This is a genomic window from Pseudomonas sp. GW821-FHT02A11 (assembly GCF_059421985.1).
In genome coordinates, this window is record NZ_JBWKWB010000059.1 from 1 (window position 1) to 983 (window position 983).

1 protein-coding gene is annotated in these 983 nt (G+C 59.5%); it reads right to left on the reverse strand.

Features of this window, described 5'->3' with window-relative positions; translation table 11 throughout:
- Window positions 1-5 precede the first annotated feature (5 nt).
- Window positions 6-959: an IS1595 family transposase gene (locus AC07V9_RS29615; RefSeq protein WP_495019169.1), complete on the reverse strand. Its 954-nt coding sequence runs from the start codon at window positions 957-959 to the stop codon at window positions 6-8.
- Window positions 960-983 lie beyond the last annotated feature (24 nt).

Consider the following 983-nt stretch of genomic DNA (forward strand, 5'->3'; position numbering starts at 1 on the left):
ATTGGCTATGTCTGCGTTAATTGTTGCGCAGGTTCATAGCCAAGCGCTTCCTTCAGCAAAATCAATGGGTTGAGCTGACTTCCATATCGCTCCAGCATCCGACGCCAACCCAGGTAATTCGCCAGATACTTGGTCGCCACGCCGTGGAACGGATGAAGCCAGCCTTTCAAGCGAGCGTGATAGGCGTTTACGTTCTGGATATGAAAGGCCCCGTCGCATCGCCGCTTCTGCCGCAGATTGGATCGGCGGTGAGTAATGCCTTGCGCGCGGGCGAAGCCGTGGTAGACCGCCGCACTGTCGGTGCAAAGCACCGCGTCTGGACTGATCAGCGGCTTGAGCACCTCGCTTACATGCGCGCCATCGAGCTTTTCCAGTTGAAAGTCCGCATGCTGCGGGCTGCGATCGCGCACCACCAACACCGGCACAAGATCATCACTCATACCCTTGCTCTTCGCTTTACCGCCTCGTTTACGCGCAGGGCGAGGCAGGTCTCGCTGCCCCTTGAACGATCTAAGGAAGAACGTTTCATCGGCTTCGACTACGCCTGACACATGCTCGGCACGGTGCTCGGCGATCAACCTGAGGAAGCGATGCCGCCAACGAAAAGAAGTGGTTTTATCCACACCGCAGCGCTTGGCAGCCTTGCGAATCACCAGGCTTTGCGTCATGGACTCGGCATAGTCAGCCCACCGATCACGATGACGCAAACGCGCCAAGGGTGTTCCCGTCAATGCGTTGCAGGTGCGCCCACACGCCTTGCACCGATAACGCGGCAAGCCGTGGCTCGCTCCCCAAGGACGCAGCGCCTCTGCCGAGCAGCGTGGACACTGCTGCGGCATCGCGAGGGCGTCTTCCAGCACCGCGTGCGGGCGCAACACTCGCGCCTCCAGCTGTTTGCGCTGCTCGGGGTTAAGCTGGGATATCGCCGATAGCCAAGCCTTGAACTCTGTGGCTCGCATCGCAGACCTCCGAAAACGAATGTC